The sequence below is a fragment of the Bradyrhizobium sp. McL0615 genome (assembly GCF_049993905.1).
Classification (GTDB): domain Bacteria; phylum Pseudomonadota; class Alphaproteobacteria; order Rhizobiales; family Xanthobacteraceae; genus Bradyrhizobium.
Genome location: NZ_CP188254.1, coordinates 4,399,157 through 4,418,321 on the forward strand (window position 1 = coordinate 4,399,157; position 19,165 = coordinate 4,418,321).

Annotated in this window: 21 protein-coding genes; 13 read left to right on the forward strand and 8 right to left on the reverse strand. The window is 63.3% G+C overall.

All coding sequences use genetic code 11. From position 1 onward, the window contains the following. Nucleotides 1-72 precede the first annotated feature (72 nt). Nucleotides 73-1,170 carry an LPS export ABC transporter permease LptG gene (gene lptG, locus ACPPVP_RS20710; protein WP_426537582.1) on the reverse strand — a complete coding sequence of 366 codons (1,098 nt, stop codon included), beginning with the start codon at nucleotides 1,168-1,170 and terminating at the stop codon, nucleotides 73-75. Beyond that, a complete protein-coding gene (gene lptF, locus ACPPVP_RS20715; protein ID WP_426537584.1) occupies nucleotides 1,167-2,336 on the reverse strand; it encodes an LPS export ABC transporter permease LptF in 1,170 nt (389 codons plus the stop codon). The genes lptG and lptF overlap by 4 nt, the downstream gene beginning before the upstream one ends. Nucleotides 2,337-2,681: 345 nt before the next feature. Here lptF and ACPPVP_RS20720 point away from each other — a divergent pair, with 345 nt between their 5' ends. The 4 genes from ACPPVP_RS20720 to ACPPVP_RS20735 all read left to right on the forward strand — a co-directional run bounded on the left by ACPPVP_RS20720 (nucleotide 2,682) and on the right by ACPPVP_RS20735 (nucleotide 6,808). Continuing rightward, entirely contained in the window at nucleotides 2,682-4,184 is a 1,503-nt protein-coding gene (locus ACPPVP_RS20720) for a leucyl aminopeptidase (protein WP_426537586.1), read from the forward strand. Between the two features lie 16 nt (nucleotides 4,185-4,200). Continuing rightward, nucleotides 4,201-4,653, forward strand: a complete 453-nt coding sequence (locus ACPPVP_RS20725) for a DNA polymerase III subunit chi (RefSeq protein WP_426537588.1) — start codon at nucleotides 4,201-4,203, stop codon at nucleotides 4,651-4,653. A gap of 217 nt (nucleotides 4,654-4,870) precedes the next feature. Continuing rightward, on the forward strand, nucleotides 4,871-5,365 hold the full coding sequence (locus tag ACPPVP_RS20730; RefSeq protein ID WP_426537969.1) for a hypothetical protein: 495 nt from the start codon (nucleotides 4,871-4,873) through the stop codon (nucleotides 5,363-5,365). 321 nt (nucleotides 5,366-5,686) lie between these two features. After that, nucleotides 5,687-6,808, forward strand: coding sequence for a serine hydrolase domain-containing protein (locus tag ACPPVP_RS20735; protein WP_426537590.1), 1,122 nt, complete (start codon nucleotides 5,687-5,689; stop codon nucleotides 6,806-6,808). Nucleotides 6,809-6,858: 50 nt separating this feature from the next. Here the strand turns inward: ACPPVP_RS20735 and ACPPVP_RS20740 are convergent, their stop codons facing one another. From ACPPVP_RS20740 to ACPPVP_RS20750, 3 genes are all read right to left on the reverse strand, one after another. Further along, nucleotides 6,859-8,733 (reverse strand): ABC-F family ATP-binding cassette domain-containing protein, encoded by a 1,875-nt coding sequence (locus ACPPVP_RS20740; protein WP_426537592.1) that lies wholly within the window; start codon nucleotides 8,731-8,733, stop codon nucleotides 6,859-6,861. Nucleotides 8,734-8,798: 65 nt separating this feature from the next. Continuing rightward, nucleotides 8,799-8,972: a hypothetical protein gene (locus tag ACPPVP_RS20745; RefSeq protein WP_426537594.1), complete on the reverse strand. Its 174-nt coding sequence runs from the start codon at nucleotides 8,970-8,972 to the stop codon at nucleotides 8,799-8,801. A 222-nt stretch (nucleotides 8,973-9,194) separates the two neighbouring features. Beyond that, nucleotides 9,195-9,452, reverse strand: a complete 258-nt coding sequence (locus ACPPVP_RS20750; protein WP_426537596.1) for a sulfur globule protein precursor — start codon at nucleotides 9,450-9,452, stop codon at nucleotides 9,195-9,197. A gap of 324 nt (nucleotides 9,453-9,776) precedes the next feature. On the opposite strand from ACPPVP_RS20750, the gene ndk reads away from it, so the two are divergent. The 3 genes from ndk (at nucleotide 9,777) to ACPPVP_RS20765 (ending at nucleotide 11,642) form a co-directional block, all read left to right on the forward strand. Beyond that, complete coding sequence (ndk, locus tag ACPPVP_RS20755) at nucleotides 9,777-10,199, forward strand: nucleoside-diphosphate kinase (protein ID WP_426537598.1); 423 nt, start codon at nucleotides 9,777-9,779, stop codon at nucleotides 10,197-10,199. 65 nt (nucleotides 10,200-10,264) lie between these two features. Beyond that, on the forward strand, nucleotides 10,265-11,101 hold the full coding sequence (locus ACPPVP_RS20760; RefSeq protein ID WP_426537600.1) for a TerC family protein: 837 nt from the start codon (nucleotides 10,265-10,267) through the stop codon (nucleotides 11,099-11,101). Nucleotides 11,102-11,411: 310 nt separating this feature from the next. Next, complete coding sequence (locus ACPPVP_RS20765; protein WP_426537602.1) at nucleotides 11,412-11,642, forward strand: DUF6894 family protein; 231 nt, start codon at nucleotides 11,412-11,414, stop codon at nucleotides 11,640-11,642. A 35-nt stretch (nucleotides 11,643-11,677) separates the two neighbouring features. Here ACPPVP_RS20765 and ACPPVP_RS20770 read toward each other — a convergent pair whose 3' ends face one another. After that, nucleotides 11,678-11,881, reverse strand: a complete 204-nt coding sequence (locus ACPPVP_RS20770; protein WP_426537604.1) for a hypothetical protein — start codon at nucleotides 11,879-11,881, stop codon at nucleotides 11,678-11,680. Between the two features lie 148 nt (nucleotides 11,882-12,029). Here ACPPVP_RS20770 and ACPPVP_RS20775 point away from each other — a divergent pair, with 148 nt between their 5' ends. The 6 genes from ACPPVP_RS20775 (at nucleotide 12,030) to ACPPVP_RS20800 (ending at nucleotide 16,891) form a co-directional block, all read left to right on the forward strand. Continuing rightward, the gene (locus tag ACPPVP_RS20775) at nucleotides 12,030-12,743 is read left to right on the forward strand and encodes a Crp/Fnr family transcriptional regulator (RefSeq protein WP_426537606.1); all 714 of its coding nucleotides are present in this window, start codon (nucleotides 12,030-12,032) and stop codon (nucleotides 12,741-12,743) included. Nucleotides 12,744-12,938: 195 nt separating this feature from the next. After that, nucleotides 12,939-13,154: a hypothetical protein gene (locus tag ACPPVP_RS20780; protein WP_426537971.1), complete on the forward strand. Its 216-nt coding sequence runs from the start codon at nucleotides 12,939-12,941 to the stop codon at nucleotides 13,152-13,154. A 67-nt stretch (nucleotides 13,155-13,221) separates the two neighbouring features. After that, nucleotides 13,222-15,546 carry a xanthine dehydrogenase family protein molybdopterin-binding subunit gene (locus tag ACPPVP_RS20785; RefSeq protein ID WP_426537608.1) on the forward strand — a complete coding sequence of 775 codons (2,325 nt, stop codon included), beginning with the start codon at nucleotides 13,222-13,224 and terminating at the stop codon, nucleotides 15,544-15,546. A gap of 111 nt (nucleotides 15,547-15,657) precedes the next feature. Further along, entirely contained in the window at nucleotides 15,658-15,972 is a 315-nt protein-coding gene (locus ACPPVP_RS20790; protein ID WP_214490792.1) for an ArsR/SmtB family transcription factor, read from the forward strand. A 2-nt stretch (nucleotides 15,973-15,974) separates the two neighbouring features. Then, a complete protein-coding gene (locus ACPPVP_RS20795) occupies nucleotides 15,975-16,439 on the forward strand; it encodes an SRPBCC family protein (RefSeq protein ID WP_426537611.1) in 465 nt (154 codons plus the stop codon). Between the two features lie 35 nt (nucleotides 16,440-16,474). Further along, nucleotides 16,475-16,891 carry a GFA family protein gene (locus ACPPVP_RS20800; RefSeq protein ID WP_426537613.1) on the forward strand — a complete coding sequence of 139 codons (417 nt, stop codon included), beginning with the start codon at nucleotides 16,475-16,477 and terminating at the stop codon, nucleotides 16,889-16,891. 174 nt (nucleotides 16,892-17,065) lie between these two features. Here ACPPVP_RS20800 and ACPPVP_RS20805 read toward each other — a convergent pair whose 3' ends face one another. Both ACPPVP_RS20805 and ACPPVP_RS20810 read right to left on the reverse strand, forming a co-directional pair. Beyond that, the gene (locus ACPPVP_RS20805) at nucleotides 17,066-17,863 is read right to left on the reverse strand and encodes an outer membrane protein (protein WP_426537615.1); all 798 of its coding nucleotides are present in this window, start codon (nucleotides 17,861-17,863) and stop codon (nucleotides 17,066-17,068) included. 302 nt (nucleotides 17,864-18,165) lie between these two features. Then, nucleotides 18,166-19,122 carry a LysR family transcriptional regulator gene (locus ACPPVP_RS20810; RefSeq protein WP_426537617.1) on the reverse strand — a complete coding sequence of 319 codons (957 nt, stop codon included), beginning with the start codon at nucleotides 19,120-19,122 and terminating at the stop codon, nucleotides 18,166-18,168. Between the last annotated feature and the right edge of the window lie 43 nt (nucleotides 19,123-19,165).

The following is a 19,165-nucleotide window of genomic DNA, read 5'->3' on the forward strand; positions in this document are numbered from 1 at the left end:
TTCGATCGCGGCGCACATCGGTGCGCCGCCTGAACGCAGGCGACCTCAATTGGCGGGCGGCGACAACGGCCACTACCCGTCCTCCTGGTACAACAAGGCCAAAAAGCCGGTGAGGCCACCCACACAAACGGGCAACCACGCCGCAGCGATCGGATGCATCAACTCAGCCTTGCTCAAATCCTCAGTAACTTTCGATAAAACGTAGAGCAGAAAGCCTGCGCCCACGCCACTCAAAACCATCTTTTGCACGCCGCCCATCCGGAAGAAGCGAAGGCTTACGGAAGCCGCCAACATCACCATTGCAGCCAGCAAAAATGGCTGTGCGATGAGCTTATGGTACTGCAGACGGTAGCCTGCGGTCGCGAAGCCCGAGCTTTCGGACGAACGGATATAGCCGGGCAGTTGCCAAAAAGACACGGTTTCGGGGGTGGAGAAACTGTTGCGAACCTGGGCCGGGGTGAGGGTGGTCGAGAGGTAATAGCTGTCCTGATCAACCGGGGGTTTGTCCAGGGAGTATCGACGTACCGATTTGAAGGCCCAGCGGCCTTTTTCGAGGGTGGCTTCGCGGGCTTCGATTCGCTCCTTGAACTGGAGATCCGGATCGAACCGGAACACGGTCAGTCCGGTCAGGCGGACACCCTGCTGCTCGCTGCGCGCCGCATTGATGATCGACTGGCCGTCGCTGTTGATCTGGTTGAGCCAGAAGCCGGAGGCGTCCTGGATGCCGCCGCCGGGGGCCGAACCGAACAGTTCGGCCTCCATCCGCTTGGAGAGTTCGCGCAGGTTCGCCGACATCGGATTGTAGGCGACCGTCGCCAGGGCGCCGAGGATGATCGCGCTTGCCAGCGCCGGAGAGATGAACTGCCAGGCGGAAACGCCGGCGGCGCGCGCGACCACCAGCTCCAGCCGTCGCGACAGCGCCAGATAGCAGGTCATCGCGCCGATCAGGACACAGAACGGCATCAGCTTTTCGAGCAGCTGCGGCACGCGGTAGAGCGAGGTCTGCGCGATCGTGATCGCGGAGGCGCCGATGAGGCCCGAGGTCTTGCGGACCATTTCAATGTAGTCGACCAGCACGAGCAGCACGAAAATGCTCGCAAACACGCCCACCGCCGAGACCAGGAAGCGGCCGGCAAAGTATCGCCCGAGCGTATTGGTCATCATGCTCATGCTGTGGCCGGCCGTCCAAAGAGCCGCGCCAGCCGCGCGTTCGACCTGTTGATGGCCTCCATCAGCGCCGCCGGCGGCTCTACCACGATTCCGCCAATGATCATCCACAGCCCGACGCCGATCGCACCGAACAGCATCAAATACTGGACGAGAGCCATACTCGGCGTCTTCACCGTCATTACGGATAGGGCGAATCCCGCCATGCGCAGCCCGAACACCGCGAAGATCGATCCGCCGATCGAAAAATTGCGGCTCTGGCGCGTGGTGCGCGGTGTGCCGAGAAACGCGAAGGTCAGTACCGCGAATGCGAAGGGATAGACCGGCGACAAGAACCGGTCATGCAGTTCGGCGTAAAATTGCCCTGACAGCTGCTTGACTATAGGATCGTCGTCGGAGGGTGAAACCAGCTCCCACAGATAGCGTTCGCGAATCCCAAGCGCGACGTCGCGGCCGCGGTTGGAGAATTTCGACATGTCGAAGGCATAGCGGGCGAAAGCCACCAGCGCCGGATCGCGCTTTCCCGCCTCGAAACGTTCGAGGTTGCCGTCCTCGAGCACCAGATAGGAGCCGCTCTCGTTCTTCAGCACCGTGCCGTGGTCGGCGATGATGGTGACGCGCTCCTTGGGATCGCGGCGGTCGTCGACGAAAATGCCGCCGAGAACGCCGCCCGGCTGTCGTTCCCGGATCCTGATCGTCAGGTTCTGGTCGAGCTGGGCGAAACGTCCGGGCTGCAAAATGTTGGTCAGCACGTCGGCCGTGATCTCGGCGTCCCATTGCTTGATCCGGCGCAGGCCGTCGGGCGCGAGAAAGGCCGCGATGAAGATGACAAGGGTCGCCACCACACAGGTGGCGAAGAAAAACGGGCGGAACAGCCGGTACGGGGAGAAGCCGGCGGCATTCATCACGATGATTTCGGAATCGGTGGCGAGCTTGTTCAGCGTGTGCGAGATCGCAATCATCAGCGCGATCGGCGCGATGACCAGGACCAGCGCCGGGATCACCAGGCTGGTGATGCCGAGAAAGGTGATGATGGTCTGGCCCTGGCTCGTCATCAGGTCGATGCCGCGCAACGCCTGTGTAATCCAGATCACGCCGGTGAGGCTGACCAGGACCAGCGCGAACGACGCGAGCGTCGTCCGGAAAATGTACCTGTCGATCGACCCCATCGTTACTGCACGTTCCCACCTTGCGCGCCCAAACAGCGACTTCCGACCACCCCTTTTTGAGGGTTCCCCTAGGTCGGCCCGCCAATCATCAGCCGTTCACAATCTCACTACCATCCCTTTGATCCGTCAACAAAATGGCCGGGCCGTGGCGTCTCCTAAATATGGCTAATAATTCACTTCATGTGGCCTTCCGGCCACTGCGCTTGGCAGTACCGTGGCTTGCGGGCCATAGTGCGGGAAACATCAGGTCCTGAGCGATTTGGGCCGTTACCGAAGAGAAACATTTCCATCGTCGGGGCCGAATTCCGGACCCCTCGGCAGCCCTGAATTCTGGAGGATTTACCTATGTCCGACGCCGTCAAGGTCGGCTTTGTCGCTTTTTCCGCAGCACCCCGTGGCGTTCTCGTGGCGTTTTGCGACGACGCATTGAAGTTCGGCGAGACAACACGGAAGGCGCTCGGGAAGGCAGCCGATACGGTCAAGCGGGCGGCGGCAGCCAACCAGTTCAAGGGCAAGAGCGGGTCGACGCTCGATATCCCGGCGCCGGAGGGAATCAAGGCGGAGCGCCTGATCGTGGTCGGTGTCGGCAAGGCGGCCGATATCAAGGAGAAGGATTTTCTCAAGTTCGGCGGCGTGACGGCCGGTAAGCTCAACGCCGCCAGTGAATCGGTCACCGTGATCGCCGAACTGCCTGACGGGGCGATGCAGGGCGATGCCGCCGCCGCGATCGCATCCGGCCTCCGGCTGCGTGCGTATAAATTCGACCGCTACAAGACCAAGAAGAAGGACGGCGAGAACGGCGAGCTTCGCGCCGACGTTTCGATCGCCGTCGCCGATGTCGCCGCCGCGCGAAAAGCCTTCGCGCCGGCATCTCACGTCGTGGACGGCGTGGTGCTGGCGCGCGAACTCGTTAACGAACCGCCGAACGTGCTGTACCCAGTCGAATTCGCGCGCCGCGCCAGCCAGCTCAAGAAGCTCGGCGTCGAGGTCGAGGTGCTAGACGTCGAGGCGATGCAGAAGCTCGGCATGGGCGCTTTGCTCGGTGTGGCGCAGGGCTCAACGCAGCCCGGCCGCGCCGTGATCATGCGTTGGAACGGCGGCAAGAAGGGCGGTCAGCCGGTTGCTTTCATCGGCAAGGGCGTTTGCTTCGACACCGGCGGTATTTCCATCAAGGGCGCCGCCAGCATGGAAGACATGAAGGGCGACATGGGCGGCGCGGCCTGTGTGGTCGGGCTGATGCATGCGCTGGCGGCCCGCAAGGCAAAGGTCAACGCGGTCGGCGCCATCGGCCTGGTCGAGAACATGCCTGACGGCAACGCCCAGCGCCCCGGCGATATCGTCACCTCGATGTCGGGGCAGACCATCGAAATCATCAACACCGACGCCGAAGGCCGGCTCGTGCTGGCCGATGTGCTCTGGTACGTGGCGAAGAAGTTCAAGCCGAAATTCATGGTCGATCTTGCGACGCTCACCGGCGCGATCATGGTCGCGCTCGGAACCGAATATGCCGGCATGTTCTCCAACAACGACGAACTGGCGGAACGGCTGAGCAAGATCGGAACCGAAACCGGCGAGCGCGTCTGGCGCATGCCGCTTGGTCCCGAATACGACAAGCAGATCGATTCGCAGTTTGCCGACATGAAGAACACCGGCGCTCGCAACGGCGGTTCGATCACGGCGGCGCAATTCCTGCAGCGATTCGTCGACGGCACGCCGTGGGCGCATCTCGACATTGCGGGGACCGCGATGGGCGCGCCGAAAACCGATATCAACCACTCTTGGGGTTCCGGCTATGGCGTTCGGCTGCTGGACCGATTGGTCTCGGAATACTACGAAGCCACGAAGTAATCTGGTTGCAGCCGGAATGACGGAAATCCTGTTCTATCATTTGCAGGGCATGTCGCTTGAAAGCGTATTGCCGTCGCTGCTGGAGAAATCGCTCGAGCGCGGTTGGCGCGTGGTCGTGCAATCGACTTCGCCGGAACGTACCGAGGCGCTCGATGCGCATTTGTGGACCTACAGCGATGATTCGTTCCTGCCGCACGCCACATGGCGCGCCGGCGATGCGCAGGACCAGCCCATCATTCTCTCGATCGAGGAGGGCAACCCGAATCGGGCCAATGTCAGGTTCCTGATCGACAACGCGGCGTTGCCGGCCGATTGCGACAGCTACGAGCGGGTGGTGCTGGTATTCAACGGCGACGATGACGACGCGCTGACGGCGGCGCGCGGTGCCTGGGCTGACTGTAAGACGCGCGGTTTCGAGCTGACCTATTGGCAGGCCGACGAGCGGGGCCGCTGGCAGCGGAAGCAATAGTGATGCCTGGAATGAGCGACCTCTTGTGAATTAAAGCTTCTCGGGAATTAGCGATCCCTGTGGATTAATGATAATCTGCGGTTTCTGCGCCGGAGCTAGCGAGCAGCCATGGTGGTGCCGCAAAGTGATGGTCGGACAAATCGTACAGTTTGGGGCGGAGCCTGGGTCTAGCGTGCGACGCGGAACGATCAATCGAAAACCACTGCTGACGTTGTTGCTGCTCGGGCCCGCGCTCGCGGGCTGTTCGGGTGCGTCCGACCTCATGTCGAAGGATGCGGACTGGTTTTCGCGCACCGGACGCGTGTTCATCCGAAACGTGTCGATCGAAACGCCGCCGCTCAGCCCGGAAAAGGCCGTGACGCCGGATGAACTCGTCGCGGCGGACGGCGGCTGTCCCGGAATGGCGCCGGCGGGCGGTGGTGCCAACGCGCTGGCAGACGGCGCGGCAGGCGCGCCGGCCCCCTCGACGACCGGGACGGTGGCGCTGGGCCACACCGAATGCGACGTCGTGCGCGGCATCGGTGCACCCGACAACGTCAATTTCTCCAGCAACGCGCGCGGTGACCGTGTGGCGGTCATCAACTATTCGCGTGGCCAGCGCGCCGGCATTTATACCTTCACCGCGGGACGCCTGACGTCGATCGAGCGCGGAGCCGAGCCGGTGGCGCAGCCGAAAGGCGCCAAGCCGAAGAAGAAGCCGGCCGCAACGTAAGCCTGTGCTTGCGCACCTGGCGCTGGCGATAGCGTTTTCGAACGAACCGGGTGCCGGTTCGCGCAAGAGAACGCGTCCGGGTCCGCTAGATTGATGCTCTGAATTTACTACCGCTTTCGGCGACACGGCCGGAGCCGGCCGCCAACGGGGAGAAACGACTCCCGAGGGGACATTGGCGAACGCCTGACAGTTTGATTTTCAGGAAGACGGTCGGGCGCGAGCGCGCCAGCGCGACAAGCCCACTACAAACCAACTTAACTTGCTTTGCAAGCCCCTCCAAACCCAGGCGATCTGACGCCGTCTCAACAGGAGGAGATATCCATGGCCTGGGATACACCGACGGATTCGGCGACCTTCCGCAACTGGCCGCATCGCGTCATCCGGCGCGGCGACGCCGTGCGGCCGCTCCCACCGCACGCCCGTTCGCTCCCGGACCTGACCTTTGAGGTGGGCGACGTCCGCCTCAGCCTCAGTGACTATATGGCCCGCCGCCGCACGGCCGGGCTCCTGATCCTGAAGGACAGCGAGATCGCGCTGGAGCGCTACGGTATGGGCAGCGGCCCGGAGAGCCGTCGGACGAGCTACTCGACAGCGAAGTCGATGACCTCGACGCTCGTCGGCGCCGCGCTCCACGATGGCGCGATCGGTAGCTTGGACGATCGCTGCGACCTCTATTTGCCGCGGCTGCGCGGCTCGGCATATGAAGGCGTCACGGTCCGCAATGTCAGGCGGATGTGCTCGGGCGTGGCCTGGAGCGAGGAAGACGACGGAGAGGCCGACGCCGGACGCCTGGACCGCGCCCTGGCGAGCCGGCGGCCAGGCGCCATCCTGGATCTCGCATGCACCCTGTCGCGCGCTCGGCCGCAAGGCGCCGTCTTCAACTATTCGACCGTCGAGAGCTGCGTGCTGGGCGCTGTGATCTCGGCCGCCACGGGCCGGCCGCTCGCCGACTACTGCGCCGAGACAATCTGGGAGCCTGCCGGCATGGAGGCCGACGGGTACTGGCTCCTCGAGTCCGACGGCGGCCTGGAGATGGGCGGGTTTGGCGTCAGCGCACGCCTGCGCGACGTGGGCCGCTTCGGCCTGCTGGTGCTGGAGGACGGCGAAGCGTTCGGTGGCCGACGGGTCCTGCCGCCCGGCTGGCGCGATCTCGCTGGCCAACCCGACAGCGCGCCCACTGCATTCGGTCGGCTCATGCCCGGTTCGCCGGCCGGATACGGCTACCAGTGGTGGTCGGTGCCGCCCTTGCCGGGCGGCGTCAACAACGGTGCCTTTTCGGCGAGAGGCGCGTTTGGCCAGTTCATCTTCGTCAATCCGACCGAGCAGGTGGTCATCGCAATCCAGAGCGCGTGGCGTCACCATCAGGACAGCGATGCCGAGGTCGAAATCGTCGCGATGATCAGAGCCGCGGTACGCGCGCTGCGACCGGACCCGGCGTCGTAGGCCCCCAGCGCGGCGACTTCCCTCGCTACCCTGGTGGGTTCACGGCCTGGCTAGCCCGCCGCTTCGTCAAACTGAGAGCTGGCTTCCAGCCAGCTTTCTTCCGCCCGCCGCAGCGCGCTTTCGGCGCCGGCGCGCGCCTTGCTGAGCTGGGCGGCCTGCTTCGGATCGCGCGTGAACAGATCCGGCAGGGCAAGCGCGGTGTCGATCTTGGCGATGATGCCGTTGATGCGCTCGATTTCGGCCTCGGCCACGGCGATCCGCTGCTTCAGCGGCGTTCGCCTTTCGCTTTTGCCGCGCTCGGGCTTTACGCTTTCCTTGCTACGCTCGCCGCCGCGCTCGCGCGACCCGCCGCGTGCGTCGCCGATCGACAACACCATACGCCTGTAGTCGTCGAGGTCACCGTCGTACGTCGTCACCGCCTGATTGGCGACGACCCACAATTGATCGGCGCAGGCTTCGATCAGATAGCGGTCGTGCGAGACCATGATGACGGCGCCGGGAAAGTCGTTGATCGCCTCTGCCAGCGCCGCGCGGCTGTCGATGTCCAGATGGTTGGTCGGCTCGTCGAGGATGATCATGTTTGGGCCAAAGAACGTGGCGAGCCCGAGCAGCAGCCGCGCCTTCTCGCCGCCCGACAGGCTCTTGACCAGGGTATCGCCGGCCTTGCCGGAAAACCCGATCGCGCCGGTGCGGCCGCGCACCTTGGTTTCCGGCGCATCGGGCATCAGCTTTCGGACGTGATCGTAGGGCGAGCCGTCGAGGTTGAGCTCGTCGACCTGATGCTGCGCGAAATAGCCAACCGAGAGCTTTTCCGCCCGAGTGATCCGGCCGGAGAACGGCGCCAGCTTGTTGGCCAACAGCTTGACCAGCGTCGACTTGCCGTTGCCGTTGGAGCCGAGCAGGGCGATGCGGTCCTCGGTGTCGATTCGCAGCGTGACGCGATTGAGCACCGGTTTTTTCGGATCGTAGCCGACCGAGACGTCATCGACGGCGATGATCGGTGGCGACAGCGTTTTCTCCGGCGTCGGGAAGTTGATTTCACGCACGTCCTGCGTCACCAGCGCGGTGACCGGCTTCATCCGCTCCAGCATTTTCACGCGGGACTGCGCCTGACGGGCCTTAGAAGCCTTCGCCTTGAAGCGGTCGACGAAGGCCTGCAGCCGCTTGCGCTCGTCGGCCTGGCGCTTGGCGTGCTTGGCGTCGAGCATCTCGCGCGTGGCGCGCTGTTCCTCGAACGAGGAATAGGTCCCCTTGTAGAGCGTCAGCTTGCCGCGATCGAGGTGCAGGATTTGGTCGACCGAGGTGTCGAGCAGGTCGCGGTCGTGGCTGATGACGATCACGGTGCGCGGATAGTTGGCCAGATGGTCTTCCAGCCACAGCGTGCCTTCAAGGTCGAGATAGTTGGTCGGCTCGTCGAGCAGCAGAAGGTCCGGCGCCGAAAACAGCGTCGCCGCCAGCGCCACCCGCATGCGCCAGCCGCCGGAGAATTCCGAACACGGCCGCGCCTGGTCGGCGGTGGAAAATCCGAGGCCGCTCAAAATCGCGGCCGCGCGCGCCGGTGCGGAGTGCGCATCGATATCGACCAGTCGGGTCTGGATCTCGGCGATCCGGTGCGGATCCTCCGCCGTTTCGGCTTCACCGAGCAGCGCGTCGCGCTCCACATCGGCTTTCAGCACGACATTGATGAGGCTTTCCGGCCCGTCGGGCGCTTCCTGCGCCAGGCTGCCGATGCGCCAGCGTGGCGGTAGCGTGATGCTGCCGGATTCGATCGGCAAGTCGCCGCGGATCGCGTGAAACAGCGTCGATTTGCCGACACCGTTGCGGCCGACGAAACCAACGCGCGCGCCGGGCACGATCTGCACCGTGCTGTCGTCGATCAGGAGCCGCCCGGCAATGCGGACCGAAATATTGGTGATGGAAAGCATGCGGCGTTGTCACCGGACCCGGCGCCAAACGCAACCCATTTATCGGCAAATCAGCGATCCGGCCCTCAATGCAGTTCGTTGTCGCGGCGGCGTAATTCGTCAATCAGCTCGCGCAAATGCGGCGACAGTTCAGTATCGGGGCGCAGGCTTTGCTGCAGCCGTTCGCCGATGGCGTCACAGATCGACATGCAGGTCTTGCGATCGATCTGTTCGAAATCGTCGTTGATTCGGGCTTCCATGGGCGGTCTCTACGAGTTCCACCTCGCAGCATTCGCAAGGCTTGAGTGATATTCGTTAGGTCAAGTCACAACGGCGAAATTGGTTTCCGTGCATGACGACATGACTTCGCCTCCGGGTAGTTGAAAAGCGATCGAATTGTGTTCGGAAAAGCCGGTTCCCCGGGCACAAAAAAGCCCCGGCGCGATGGCCGGGGCATAAGTCAGGGGGAAGCTCAGATCAGGTCAGTAGCAGCGGTTCACCAGCCGCCAGCGCGGGCCCCAGGGGGTCGGAACCAGGCGCCGCGCGTAACAGCCGCCATATCCGCCGCCGTAATAGGCCGGGCCGCCGATGAAGACGCGGGGGCCACCCCAGCCATGATAACCGTGATGCCAGCCGCCATGGTGCCAGCCGCCACCCCAGGCCGAGGCCGATGTCGGCGCCAGCGCAGCCGCACCCAGCGAAGCCGCGGCCACTGCAACGAGAGAGAGTTTGCGTAACATGATCGTCTCCTCAAAGTTTCGGTGCCGATTGGCACCATCAGTGAGATCGGGTCCCGTGACGCCTTAGGGCCGGCGGATGCGCGTGCCCTGCGTTCGATCGTTGTTAAGTCTACGGCGGCGAAGCTGAATGCTGACGGCACGGCGGCTTCAGACAGGGTTCACCTGCGTGAAATTGCTGTAATCTTTGCCCCCGCGGCGCGTGCACGGCGCAAAAACACGCCCAAAAGGGGTGGCGGGCGCGTCACACGGTCGCTTGCCGTCGTGAGGTGGCGCCGATATAAGCCCCGCAACTCTCCAACCAGCAGTTTTGCAAGGACGTAAACAATGGCGATTGAACGCACTTTCTCGATCATCAAGCCGGACGCGACCGAGCGCAATCTGACCGGCGCCGTCAACGCGCTGATCGAGAAGGCGGGCTTGCGTATCGTGGCCCAGAAGCGCATTCGCATGACCCGCGAACAGGCGGAAACCTTCTACGCCGTTCACAAGGCGCGTCCGTTCTTCGGCGAGCTGGTCGACTTCATGACCTCGGGTCCGGTCGTGGTACAGGTGCTGGAAGGCGAGGGCGCGGTACTGAAATATCGCGACGTGATGGGCGCCACCGATCCGTCGAAGGCGGCGGACGGCACGATCCGCAAGGTCCATGCAAAATCGATCGGCGAGAACTCGGTGCACGGTTCGGACGCGACCGAGACCGCCGCGATCGAAATCGCGCAGTTCTTTTCCGGCAACGAAATCGTCGGCTGATCGATTGGGAACGCGGCAGGCAATAGCCGCGCGCAACGGCTGAAGGGCCGGGGGGAGAAATACTTGTGAACTGGCTGTGGCAAATCTTGGATCCCGCGTCGATCTCGGCGTTCTTCATCCAGTTCCAGGCCGAGATGCAGCAACCCGCGTTCTGGGTTGCGCTCGGCAAGATCATGTGGATCAACATCCTGCTGTCGGGTGACAACGCGCTCGTCATCGCGATGGCGTGCCGTGGCCTGCCGCCGCGGCAGCGGTTCTGGGGCATGGTGCTCGGCGCCGGCGTCGCCGTTTTCCTGCGCATCATCTTCACCGGCATCGTCGTGACGCTGATGAACCTGCCGTACCTCAAGCTGGTCGGCGGATTGGCGCTGCTCGTGATCGCGGCAAAACTGCTGGTGCCGGAAGACGAGGACGAGGGCGACGTGCACGCTGCCGCACACCTATGGGCGGCGGTGCAGATCGTGGCGATCGCCGACATCGTCATGAGCCTCGACAACGTCATCGCGGTCGCCGCGGCCGCCAATGGCAGCATTCCCTTGCTTGTCCTCGGCCTCGCCATCAGCGTTCCCCTGATCGTCGCCGGAGCTGCGCTGATCATGGCGTTGCTGACGCGCCTTCCGGCGCTGGTGTGGGCCGGCGCGGGTCTGCTCGGCTGGATCGCCGGCGAGGTGATGGCGACGGACCCGGCGGTACAGCCGGCGTTGCATGCGTTCTTCAACGGTCCGGTCGGTACCGGCCTCGATGGTGCCCTCAAATCGCTCGGCATGGCGCCTCAGTTCGCCAATGGCGGGCATGGCGGCGAGGTGGTCCTTGGGATCATCGGCATCATCATCGTGCTCGTCGCGGGCTCGATCTGGCGCAGGCGCAAACTGCAGGGTGCCGAACGCTCCGCGACGGCGTAGGGATCAGCGCTCAGCACCGCGGCGAAGACAGTCGCCCGCGGCGCCGATGGCGCGCGGGATTTGCCTGATCGGTTGCTGATCATTCCCTCGTGAAATGCTCCGCCCATGCCATCTGGCTGCGCGGATCATGCTCGACCAGATCGAGGTCGTGCCTGCCCCTGCACAGGAACATTTAGCAAAGTCCTGACTTCCTTTTGCACACAGCCGGCTCCGGAGAACGGTCATGACGGTGAGCAAGCCCGTCGGCGACAACACGTTCAAGGGCGTACGGGCCGAGAGGAAGAGGGCCGCCACGCGGTAAGGAATCCCGATGCCGCGTTACTTTTTCAACGTCTATCACGACAGGGCCGAGCTGGACGAGGAAGGCGAAGAACTGCCCGACATGCAAGCCGCGTGGCGGGAAGCAACGATGACGGCGGGACAAATCATCCAGGACCTCGACGGCAAGCTCCGTCCCGGCAAAGAGTGGCGGCTGGAGGTTACCGACGAGTTTTCAAATCCGCTCTACGTCATTCACGTCAGCGCCGACCGGGCCAAATGATTTTGGCCGGACGGGCCGTGGGTATGGGGTAGAAACTATTTGGGGCTCTGCAAACCAGGCGACGACAACCAGCGGTCGATGGCGGCCGCGGACTCGGTTGAGACCGCCGTCTCCAACAGACGATCACGTTCATGCCCCGGCGGCAGGCCGGCGGCCTTTTCGCGGGCGCCAGTTGCAATTTGCTTGAGCCGTTCTTGAAGCGGTTGCGGCGGCCGGCTGCGATTGCGCTTTTTCGTCATGGCATAGCTCCTTGTTGACCATGATCCTGGCATGTCGGGAAAGGCGCCTCCTTAACCTTTGTTGGGAACCGTCGTCGGTCGGCGCCGTTTCGTTCAGGTCACGTACGCCGTAACCGGAGGAGGCGCGGGTTTGGACCGGGAGTTGGTTTTGGCGGCCCTGTTTCGGCGGCTCAATACCGTCTCAGGACTGGATGACGCGGACATCGCCGCCATCCGCGGGCTTCCGATCAACGTGCGCCATTGGGAGTCCGGACGGACGATTGTATCCGATGGCAGCCGGCCGACGGAGTGCTGTCTCGTGATCGAAGGGTTTTGCGTCCGCGCCAAAACGACCGTCAGTGGCCAGCGGCAAATTCTCTCGATCCATATTCCCGGAGAAATTCCCGATCTCCAGAGCCTGCATCTGCACAGGATGGACCACGATCTCGTTGCGGTGGCTCCGTCCACGCTCGGCTTTATCAGTCACGCTTCGTTGCGGGCCCTGACACGGGCAAACCCGAACGTCGCCGAAGTGCTTTGGCGCGACACGCTGATCGATTCCGCGATATTCCGGGAGTGGATCGTCAATGTCGGCCAGCGGCCGGCCGCGAGCCGGCTTGCCCACACCGTGGTTGAACTCCGCAAACGCCTTGCCGTCACGGGCCGCGCGACGGGCGACACGTTCGACATGCCGCTGACGCAGGAGCAGATCAGCGAGGCGCTGGGCATCACGCCGGTGCATGCCAACCGCATCATCCGGCAACTGCGCGACGACGGAATCGTCGATATCAACAGGGGGCGCGTGGCGGTGCTCGACGAGGCGAAGCTGGCGGAATTGGCGCAGTTCGACGACCGCTATCTTCACCAGGATCCATCCCTCTGAGGCGTACGAGGTGAGCCCGTGCTGGATATCGAACCGATCAACGGCGGATTTGTTCACCGTCCAGGAACCATTCGGTTCCGGGAAAATTATGCAAGGTGTGTCCTAGGGATAGACACATCAAACTCCAAAGCGGCTGCCGATTGCATCCCGCTGCCAAGGCGTGTTGTCAGCCGCTCTTTTTGGTCACGAACCGTCATGAAGGATTTTTCCAACGCGTCCTTTCCGCCCGAGGTGATCTCGGTGATGGAAGCGGCGTTTGATGGCGCGGTGGCGTCGCTTCCCGAACCGGTCCATTCCAGCCACGTTCAAGCCATCGCCGAAGCGATCCTGCGCGGAGCCCACAGCGGAGAGCGCGACCCGATCGTCCTGCAAAGACTTGCGCTGCTGGAATTGCAGATTACCCGGCGCTGATCGTTGAGCGATTGGCCGGTCGGGCTGCCGATTGATTTTGCCGCAGCCGGGTTCCATACAGCTTCCCATGACCGAACCGTTATTGGGACGCAGCATCAACCGGCTTGAGGACGAGCGCTTCGTGCGGGGACGCGGGCGCTACATTGCCGATCTGGTGGCGCCAAACGCGCTTCATGGCGTCGTCGTTCGCTCGCCGCATGCGCATGCGCGTATCGCCGCGATTAGCGTCGGTGCGGCGCGCCAGATGCCGGGCGTCGCGGCGGTACTCACTGGAGCCGAATTGGCGGCCGACAATATCGGCCCGCTGCCGTGCGCAGTGACCGCTATTCCGATGACAACGCCGCTCGTGGTGCCGCCCTGTCACGCGCTGGCGCGCGACGTCGTTCGTTATGTAGGCGAGCCGGTCGCATTCGTGGTTGCGGGAAGCGCCGAGGCCGCGCGCGATGCCGCCGAGGCCATCGTCGTCGACTATGCGCCGCTGCCGCCGGTGGTCTCGATTGCGGATGCCGTTCTGCCAGGCGCGCCGGCGATCTGGCCTGAGGCGAAGGGCAATATCGCGTTCCAGTTCAACCGCGGCGAGATCGGCCCGGTCGAAGCCGCGATCCGCGACGCCGCCCATATCGTGGAGTGCGAACTGGTCAACAACCGCGTCGTCGCCGCGCCGATGGAGACACGCGGGGCGCTGGGGGAGTTCGATGCCTCGAGCGGCCGTCTGCATTTGACCGCCTCGGCCGCCGGCGCGCATGCGATCCGCGACCTGCTCGCCGATGGTGTCTTTCGCATCGGCAGGGAAAAACTTCGCGTCAGCATTCCCGACGTCGGCGGCGGCTTCGGAATGAAGAACGTGCTCTATCCGGAATGGGTGCTGGTGCTGTGGGCGGCGCGCCGTCTTGGCCGCTCAGTCACCTGGATCGGCGATCGCAGCGAGGATTTCACCGGCTCAGTCCACGGCCGTGACAGCCTCGTGCGGGCCCGTCTGGCGCTCGATAGCGACGGCCGTTTCCTCGCGCTCGACACAAAAGTCCTCGCCAATATGGGCGCCTACATCTCGACGGTGGCGCCGGCCGTGCCGACGATGGCGATGGCAAGCGCGATGGGCGGCGTCTACGCCATTCCGCTGATCGCCTTTCAGACCAGCGGCGTGTTCACCAACACGACGCCGGTCGATGCCTATCGCGGCGCCGGCAAGCCCGAGGCGAATTACCTGATCGAGCGCTGCATCGATATTGCGGCCCACCAGCTCGGGATGGATGCGCTCAAGCTGCGGCGCAAGAACATCGTTCGCCGTTTTCCTCATCCAACCGCGATGGGACTTTCGATCGAGCAGGGCAGCTTTACTTATGCGATCGATCACGCGGTTGCGGCCGCGGAGGGATTCAAGGCTCGCCAGAAAACCTCCCGCAAGCGGGGCAGGCTGCGCGGCCTGGGCTACGCCTGCTTTCTCGAAACGTCGCGCGGCCAGCCCAATGAAGTGGCGGAAGTGCGCGTCGATGACGATGGCCGGATCGATCTGATGGTCGGCACGCATTCCAACGGCCAGGGCCACGAGACCACGTTCGCGCAGATCGCGGCCGATGCGTTTGGCCTGCCGGCGGAGCGCTTTCGGTTTCGGCAGGGCGATACGGACGATCTCGATTCCGGCGGCGGGCATGGCGGGGCGCGCTCGATGCATCAAGGCGGCACCGCGCTCTTGATGGCGGCCGAAGGCGTGATCGAGAATGCGCGGCGGCTGGCGGCCCGCCTGCTGCAGGCCGGCGTAGAGGCAGTTTGCTATGAAGCCGGGATGTTACGCGTGGCCGCAACCGGGCAGGAGATCAGCCTCGAGGAGGTGGCGCGCGCCTCCTACCAGACGCCCGGCGACGATGTCGCGGCTGGTTTGGCGCACAGGGCGACCCATCTCTGCGACCGCTACACCTTTCCCAACGGCTGCCATGTTGCCGAAGTCGAGATCGATCCCGAGACCGGTCGGGTGAGGCTCGACCGTTACGTGATCTTTGACGACTACGGCCGCCTGCTCGATCCGCGCCAGACCCTCGGGCAGGTCCATGGCGGCGTGGCGCAGGGCATCGGCCAGGCGTTGTTCGAGCACGCGCTGTTCGATGCGGAGACCGGGCAAATACTCTCGGGCTCGCTGATGGATTATGCGCTGCCGCGCGCCGACGATCTTCCCACATTCGAGGGCAGCCTGACGGGCGACTTTCCAAGCCGCGCCAACCGGCTCGGCGTGAAGGGAAGCGGTCAGGCCGGCGCCATCGCCGCACCCGCCACCATCATGAACGCCGTGATGAACGCGCTGACGCCGCTCGGCGTGCGGCATCTCGACATGCCCGCGACGCCCTCCCGCATCTGGCACGCGATCCAGGCGGCAGACGCGATCCGTCGTCAATCCTGATCCATCGTCCTGATCCGCAAGCTGACGAATGGCCTGATTGCAGACTTGGTTGTCGCTGCTTGACATGCAGGTATTTACCTGCATATTATATTCTCGATAAGAGCGAGACCAATGCAGGCCGACAAGGTTTTCAAAGCGCTGGGCGACCCGACACGCAGAAAGCTGCTTGACCTTCTTTGTGAAAAGAACGGGCAGACGCTCGGCCAGCTTTGCGAAAACCTCGACATGGCCCGGCAATCGACCACGCAGCACCTCGAAATCCTGGAGGCGGCCAATCTGGTGAGCACGGTCAAGCGCGGCCGGGAAAAGCTGCATTTCATCAACCCCGTGCCGCTTCACGAGGTCTACGAGCGGTGGGTGCGGAAATTCGAACGACAGCGGCTCAGCCTGCTGCACGATCTGAAGAAAGAACTCGAAGGAGAATGACGATGACCAAAGAGACGACCAGCTTTGTCTACGTGACCTATATCCGCTCGACGCCGGAAAAAGTGTTCGCAGCGATCACGAAACCGGAGATCGCAAGGCGTTACTGGGGCCACGAGAACGTCTCTGACTGGAATCCCGGATCGAAATGGGAGCACGTCCGCGCCAATGATGAACGGACCGTCCAACTCGTCGGCAAGGTGATCGAAGTCTCGCCGCCAGCCCGTCTCGTCATCACCTGGGCGAATGCGTCGCAGGCCGCTGATCCTTCCGCCTACAGCCGGGTGACGTTCGAGATCGAGGAATACGACGACATGGTCCGGCTGACCGTCACCCATGATGAACTCGTCGCCGGCAGCGGGATGGCGATTGGTATCAGCAAGGGTTGGCCGGTCGTTCTCGCCAGCCTGAAATCCCTGCTGGAAACCGGCGAGGGCCTCGACGTTTTCGCCAAACCGAAATCGGCTTGATCCCTGCCGTATCACTCAGGACCGGGAGAATGACCATGACCAAGCCCTATATCGGCGGATGTGCGTGCGGCGCGATCCGTTATGAGACGAGCAGCAAACCCATCGTCGAGAGCCACTGTCAATGCAGCGATTGCCAGAAGCGAAGCGGCTCCGGGCATGGATCCTATCTGGTCTTCTCCCGGCGAGCCGACATGAGCATTGCGGGCGAAGCGAAAAACTGGCGGGTAGCAGGCGACAGCGGGAACGAAAAGGACCACGCCTTCTGCCCGACCTGCGGAACGCCGGTCTACCTGACATTCGTCGCGATGCCCGAGCTGATAGCGGTTCACGCGACCAGCCTTGACGACCCGAGCCAGTTCAATCCGCAACTGGTCACATACGGCATCCGCGGCCATGCCTGGGACGTGATGGATTCCTCGCTGCAGACATTCGAGCGAATGCCGCCTGGTTAAACGTCGCCGGGAGCCATACGAACGCGGGCGATCACCTGGACAGCCGCATCGCGGCGGCAAGTGCATCTATGATACGGATCCATACGCCAGCCTGCGGCCGGCGGACGAAGCGGTTGCAGCAAGCCCCGGATGATGCCAGCCGGGGCTTTAAGTTTGCTGCAGATAGAAACTAGATCAGTACTTAGCCACGACTGGACCGCCCCAGTTGAAGCGATAGTTGATGCGAGCGGTGATGAGGTCCACATCCTGGCGGATAGAGTCAGTGCGGAATACGCCGCCGACCGGTATGACCGCGGCACCCAAAACACCTGCCGACGTGAAGCTGTTACTATGGTTACCCATGAACAGGTGATCGTACTCGATCGCAACCGACCAGTTCGGTGCGAATCCGAATTCGATGCCCGTTCCGACGACACCACCCCCGCGTGTTTCACTCGCCGAATCGAAAACGAAGCCTTGGAATGGTGCTGTCGTCACCGTCCCGCGGAATTTGTCGTCGGTAACAGCCGCGCCGCCTTTCACATACCAAAGCACGTTGTTCCAGGCATACCCGACTTGACCGGTGAACAAGCCGAACGCTTCGATCTTGGAATTGTTAGTCCAACGGGGAACGAAAACGCTAACATTGGATCCGGTCAAATCAGCCCAGTTGCCCTGCGCTTCCAGACCGAACACCCAATTGCTGGCCTGCCAGCGGTATCCGATCTGACCACCAGCCGTTCCGCCAGTCGCATCGTGACAACCTTCACGGAAGGCGGGCACGACAGTTGCACCGGGGAAGTTCGTTACATCCCAGCACTTGTGGCTCGAACCCCAACCACCGTTGCCGCCGATGTAGAAGCCGGCCCAACTGTAAATCGGGGCCACAAACGGGGGCGGCGCTGCCTTGACGGCCATATCGGCAGCCAATGCGGGAGCGGCCATGCTCAACAAGACTGCTGATCCAACGCTAGCGAATAGAAATTTCTTCATCGCGTTTTCTCCACCGTCGCTTCTTGATCTATCTGAACTGATAGATGCACCCGCGACCGCCGAAATGTTGTTGTGAGAGACTGCGCTTGATTCCAACTTCCACCTGAAACATAACCGATTTAAAGCAGAAGTTGTGTAACTGAATGGCAACTACCGGCTTTTCAAAAATGGCCGAAAAACGGCTGTTGATAGGTCGCTTTTAGGCAGGCCTGCTGAATCGAAGAGCGCGGTGATGAACGCGCTCGCGCCGCTCGGCGTGCGGGGCACCCCGCGCGACGGGTTCGCTTCTGCAGTCCGCACGGCTAGATCGCGGTGCGCTTGCTCCGCCGGCCATCTCCTTTTGCGGGCCAGCGCCCTTCGTTGACGGCGGCGCGGACCACCTCGACCATTGTCTTGCGAACCTCGAGGAACGCCTTGGTCTGCGGCCGGTCTGCGAGTGAAATCAGCGCGCAGGAGCGCGCCAGCGGCGGATCGATGATGCGGCGCGCGTGATATTTCTCCGCCGCCAGGTCGGCGAGGACGGTGGCGCGGGAGAGGATCGCGCATCCGAGCCCGGCCTCGAGCGCCATTCGCAAGGCCGACAATGAATCGACTTCGAGCGTCTCGCTCGGCGTGATCTGATTGCGGAGCACCTGGGTCTGGATGATGGCGCGCGATGCCGGCATCGGCGTCAGTCCAACCACGCTTCGTTGCGGAATGGCGGAGAAGGCGATCGGGCTGGATGACCGGCCGATCAGGCTCCGATGCCCGACGAGATAGAGGTCTTCCTCCTGCAGCAACTCGACATCCAGGCGGGCATCTCTCGGCGGGTTATAGGCGAGCGCGAGATCAACCGTCCCTGAGAAGACGCGCTCGACCAGTGCCGGCGACAGCGCCTCGACCATCGTCAGATGCACGCCCGGGGAGTTCTTTCGCACTGCCTTCATGACGTCGAGCGCGACCATCGAGAGCGCGGTATGGCTGAGGCCGATGCAGACCGGACCGGTCGCGGCCTCGTTATAGGTCCGCACGTCCTCTTCCGCCTTGTCGAGCGCCGACAGCACGGCGCTGGCATGCTCGTAGAGCCGCCGGCCGGCCGCGGTCAGCGCGATTCCGCGCGGCCGTCGTTCGAGCAGTTTGACGCCCAGCTCGGTTTCGAGGGCGGCGACGTGATGGCTCAGCGCCGACTGCGCCACATTGAGCGTCTCCGCTGCGCGCGACAGCACGCCGGCATCGGCGATGGCGATGAAATACCGGAGCTGCCGCAATCCGAGCGCCACTGAAATTGCCCTCGCATCTAATTATCAGAACAGAATGATCTTC

Bases quoted from the DNA above. Each gene is read 5' to 3' on its own strand.
- lptG (WP_426537582.1), bottom strand. From the start codon at position 1,170: ATGAGCATGATGACCAATACGCTCGGGCGATACTTTGCCGGCCGCTTC.
- lptF (WP_426537584.1), bottom strand. From the start codon at position 2,336: ATGGGGTCGATCGACAGGTACATTTTCCGGACGACGCTCGCGTCGTTC.
- ACPPVP_RS20720 (WP_426537586.1), top strand. From the start codon at position 2,682: ATGTCCGACGCCGTCAAGGTCGGCTTTGTCGCTTTTTCCGCAGCACCC.
- ACPPVP_RS20725 (WP_426537588.1), top strand. From the start codon at position 4,201: ATGACGGAAATCCTGTTCTATCATTTGCAGGGCATGTCGCTTGAAAGC.
- ACPPVP_RS20735 (WP_426537590.1), top strand. From the start codon at position 5,687: ATGGCCTGGGATACACCGACGGATTCGGCGACCTTCCGCAACTGGCCG.
- ACPPVP_RS20740 (WP_426537592.1), bottom strand. From the start codon at position 8,733: ATGCTTTCCATCACCAATATTTCGGTCCGCATTGCCGGGCGGCTCCTG.
- ACPPVP_RS20745 (WP_426537594.1), bottom strand. From the start codon at position 8,972: ATGGAAGCCCGAATCAACGACGATTTCGAACAGATCGATCGCAAGACC.
- ACPPVP_RS20750 (WP_426537596.1), bottom strand. From the start codon at position 9,452: ATGTTACGCAAACTCTCTCTCGTTGCAGTGGCCGCGGCTTCGCTGGGT.
- ndk (WP_426537598.1), top strand. From the start codon at position 9,777: ATGGCGATTGAACGCACTTTCTCGATCATCAAGCCGGACGCGACCGAG.
- ACPPVP_RS20765 (WP_426537602.1), top strand. From the start codon at position 11,412: ATGCCGCGTTACTTTTTCAACGTCTATCACGACAGGGCCGAGCTGGAC.
- ACPPVP_RS20770 (WP_426537604.1), bottom strand. From the start codon at position 11,881: ATGACGAAAAAGCGCAATCGCAGCCGGCCGCCGCAACCGCTTCAAGAA.
- ACPPVP_RS20780 (WP_426537971.1), top strand. From the start codon at position 12,939: ATGAAGGATTTTTCCAACGCGTCCTTTCCGCCCGAGGTGATCTCGGTG.
- ACPPVP_RS20785 (WP_426537608.1), top strand. From the start codon at position 13,222: ATGACCGAACCGTTATTGGGACGCAGCATCAACCGGCTTGAGGACGAG.
- ACPPVP_RS20790 (WP_214490792.1), top strand. From the start codon at position 15,658: ATGCAGGCCGACAAGGTTTTCAAAGCGCTGGGCGACCCGACACGCAGA.
- ACPPVP_RS20795 (WP_426537611.1), top strand. From the start codon at position 15,975: ATGACCAAAGAGACGACCAGCTTTGTCTACGTGACCTATATCCGCTCG.
- ACPPVP_RS20800 (WP_426537613.1), top strand. From the start codon at position 16,475: ATGACCAAGCCCTATATCGGCGGATGTGCGTGCGGCGCGATCCGTTAT.
- ACPPVP_RS20805 (WP_426537615.1), bottom strand. From the start codon at position 17,863: ATGAAGAAATTTCTATTCGCTAGCGTTGGATCAGCAGTCTTGTTGAGC.